General features: G+C 70.9%; 3 protein-coding genes. 2 read left to right on the forward strand and 1 reads right to left on the reverse strand.

The window, feature by feature from the left end:
• Window positions 1-109 precede the first annotated feature (109 nt).
• Window positions 110-577: a luciferase family protein gene (locus tag ACFRCR_RS17670; protein WP_377679380.1), complete on the forward strand. Its 468-nt coding sequence runs from the start codon at window positions 110-112 to the stop codon at window positions 575-577.
• A 29-nt stretch (window positions 578-606) separates the two neighbouring features.
• Here the strand turns inward: ACFRCR_RS17670 and ACFRCR_RS17675 are convergent, their stop codons facing one another.
• Window positions 607-1,911 carry an MFS transporter gene (locus ACFRCR_RS17675; protein ID WP_377679384.1) on the reverse strand — a complete coding sequence of 435 codons (1,305 nt, stop codon included), beginning with the start codon at window positions 1,909-1,911 and terminating at the stop codon, window positions 607-609.
• Window positions 1,912-2,277: 366 nt separating this feature from the next.
• Here ACFRCR_RS17675 and ACFRCR_RS17680 point away from each other — a divergent pair, with 366 nt between their 5' ends.
• Window positions 2,278-3,315 carry an adenosine deaminase gene (locus tag ACFRCR_RS17680; protein ID WP_377679382.1) on the forward strand — a complete coding sequence of 346 codons (1,038 nt, stop codon included), beginning with the start codon at window positions 2,278-2,280 and terminating at the stop codon, window positions 3,313-3,315.
• The last annotated feature ends 356 nt before the right edge of the window (window positions 3,316-3,671 follow it).

The following is a 3,671-nucleotide window of genomic DNA, read 5'->3' on the forward strand; positions in this document are numbered from 1 at the left end:
CACCTTCCCCCGTGAAGGTGCGCTCCGGCGTCGGGCGTCCGAGGTGCGCCACCCGGGACACGGACAATTACCTCGCCGCGACCGGGGCGCCGCCGCTAGCCTCCGAGCCATGACGCTGCCCCCTCGCCGAGGCCCTCGCCCCACCACGTCGGACGAGGGGCCGCACCGGCAGGTCGACCAGCTCTCTCCGGCCGCGCTGTGGGGCGAGCTGGTGCTCGCGGCGACCACGATCGACGAGGTCCGGGAGGGGCACAGCTCGGTGTCCCCGGCGACGTCCCGGGCGCTGTTCCTCGACGGCCTCGACCGCACGACGGTCCCTGCGACGTCACTCGCGGCACCCGACCAGCGCCTCGAACCGGTCCACCTGCACGGGGTGACCGACACGAGCCTGCACCTGTGCCTGCCACGACCGCGGGCCGAGGAGGTCTGCGCGGCCGGCTGGGGCGAGCCGCACCAGTACGCGGACCACGCGACCGAGATCATGGTCTACGGACCGCGCGACGCCGACGAGCTCGCGGTCGTCCTGGGGCTGGTCCGCGAGAGCCTGGACTCGGCACGGGCAGCCGCGACGAGATAGCGGGCACCCTGTCTCGCGGCACCGAGCGGTCAGCTCACGTTGTCGGTGTACTCCACGTCCTTGGTCTCCTTGCTCACGAGCAGCGCCACGAGCGTCAGGACCGACATGGCGGACAGGTAGACCCCGACCAGCACGGGCGAGCCGTCCGCCTGCTCCCACAGCGCGACCGCGATGAACGGTGCGACGGCCGCCCCGAGGATCGACGACAGGTTGTAGGCGATCGCCGAGCCCGTGTACCGGACGTTGGCGGGGAAGAGCTCGGGCAGGATCGCGGCCATGGGGCCGAACGTCAGGCCCATGAGCGTGAAGCCCACGACCAGGAGCGTCATGACTCCCACGGTCCCGCCCATGAACAGCGGCACGAAGAGGGCGCCGAACGCGATGATCGCGACGGTCGTCCAGAGGAGGTGCTTGCGCCGCCCGAACCTCTCGGCCATCGGCCCGGACGCGAGCGTGAAGATCCCGAAGAAGACGACGCCGACGATGAGCATCACGAGGAAGTCGGTGCGCTCGTAGCCGAGGCCCGGCGCGCCGCCGCTCCCCGCGGGGACCTCGGCGGGCGCGGTGCCGAACGTCAGCGTGAACGTGGTCATGAGGTAGAACAGCACGTACGTCGCGAGCATGATGAACGTGCCGAGCACGATCTGGCGCCACGAGCTGCGGAACACCTGCGCCACGGGCAGCTTGGCGACCGCGCCGGTCTCGACGACCTTCTGGAACGAGGGGCTCTCGACCAGGCGCAGACGGACCCACAGGCCCACGATCACGAGGAGCGCGCTGGCCAGGAACGGCACGCGCCAGCCCCACGAGGAGAACTGCTCGTCGGTCAGCGTCTCGGCGAGGACCAGGAACGTGGTGTTCGCGAGGATGAACCCGATCGGGGCGCCGAGCTGGGGGAACGTGCCCCAGATCGCGCGCTTGCCCGCGGGGGCGTTCTCGGTCGCGAGCAGCGCAGCGCCGCTCCACTCGCCGCCGAGCCCCAGGCCCTGGCAGAAGCGCATGAGGACCAGCAGCGCGGGCGCGAGCACGGACCAGCCCGGGGTCGACGACGGCGGCAGCAGGCCGATGAGGAACGTCGCGACGCCCATGGTCAGGAGCGACGCGACGAGCGTGCCCTTGCGGCCGATCCGGTCGCCGTAGTGGCCGAACACGATCGACCCGAGGGGCCGCGCGACGAACGCGACGCCGAACACCGCGAACGACGCGAGGAGCTGGGACGTGCTGCCGTCGAGGGCCGAGAAGAACACGGCCGGGAAGACGAGGACCGCAGCCGTCGCGTACGCGTAGAAGTCGTAGAACTCGATCGAGGTGCCGATGAGGCTCGCGAAGATCACGCGCCCCTTGCTGTTGGCGGGGGCGTCCGGGGCGCCGGGCGACCCGGCGGTGCCGGCCCGCCCGACAGAGCCGGCGGTGCCGGCGGTGCCGGTCGCGCCGGACGGGTCGGCGGTCGAGTGTGCTGCCGTCGTGGTCACGGGAGTGCTCCTGCGGGGTTCGGGGAAGCGTCGAGGAGGTCCCCTGGGCTTCGAGGGGGGACCGTACTACCCGGTAACTTCGCGTCCCACGGTAAGGACGGCGACCGCAGGGCGAGCAGACCGTCTCGCGATGTGGTCACGCCGCGGGAGGCGAGGCCGTGACCGGCCACGGGCCACCACCGGCGCGCAAGGCATGATGGGAGGACGACCCCCACACGAAGGAGAACCATGCCTCTGCCCCTCCAGCCCACCCTGGACTTCGTCACCGGGCTGCCCAAGGCCGAGCTCCACCTGCATCTCGAGGGCACCCTCGAGCCGGACCTCAAGCTCCGCCTCGCCGAGCGCAACGGCATCGACATCGGCCAGACCACGGTCGAGGAGGTGCAGGCGACGTACAGGTTCACGGACCTCACGAGCTTCCTCGCCGTGTACTACCCGGCCATGGACGTCCTGCAGACCGAGGACGACTTCTTCGAGCTCGCCCACGCGTACCTCCTGCGCGCGGCCGCGAACGGCGTCAAGCACGCCGAGATGTTCTTCGACCCCCAGGCGCACACCGCGCGCGGCGTCCCGTTCGAGGCCGTCGTCAAGGGCTACCACCGCGCCGCGGCCGCCGCGGCCGACTTCGGTGTCGACGCCGACCTCATCCTGTGCTTCCTGCGCGACCTCTCGGCGGAGAGCGCCGCCGAGACGCTCGAGGCCTCGGTGCCGTTCAAGGACCTGATCCTGGGCGTGGGACTGGACTCCGACGAGCGCGGCAACCCGCCCGAGAAGTTCACCACGGTCTTCGCCCGTGCCCGTGAGCTCGGCTACCGCCTGACGATGCACTGCGACATCGACCAGGTCGGCAGCATCGACAACATCCGCACGGTGCTCGAGACCATCGAGGTCGACCGCATCGACCACGGCACCAACATCGTCGAGGACCCCGCGCTCGTGGCCGAGGTCAAGGCCCGAGGCATCGGCCTGACGAGCTGCCCCGTGTCGAACAGCTTCGTGACCGACGACATGAAGGCCGTGGAGGTCGCCCAGCTCCTGCGCGACGGCGTCAAGATCACCATCAACTCCGACGACCCGGCCTACTTCGGCGGCTACGTGGCCGACAACTACGCCGCGGTCGCGGCCAAGGCCGGCCTCACGTCCGAGGAGGTCGTGACGCTCGCGAAGAACTCGTTCGAGGCCTCGTGGATCGACGCGGAGCGTCGCGCGGCGTACCTCGACGAGATCGACCGCTACGTCGAGCAGTACGAGCCCGCCCAGGCGTAGCCCGTGACAGGTGCCCGACGGCGGAGCGCGCCTCGCGCGAGAGGCGAGCGTCCGCCGTCGGGCATGTCAGGCCTGCCGGGCATGTCCGGCAGGGCGACGACCGCGCGACCCGCCCAGGGCGACTGCGTTCCCGCTGGTCAGCGGCCGCTCGTGGCGGGCGTCGTCATCAGGCGCACGCTTGTGGGTGAATAATCTTCGGATGCCCTGCGTTGGGGGACGGGGGAGTGGGGCACCCCGCGCGGCGCCCCCCCACCGCCCCGGCGCGCACCCCCGGCCCCACCCCCCACCCAACCGGCGATACACGAGAGAGCTAGGCGACCACCAACACAAGAACCATAAGCTGTAACTAAAAAGCG

The sequence above is a fragment of the Oerskovia sp. NPDC056781 genome, assembly GCF_042789955.1.
GTDB classification, from domain to species: Bacteria; Actinomycetota; Actinomycetes; order Actinomycetales; family Cellulomonadaceae; genus Oerskovia; species Oerskovia rustica.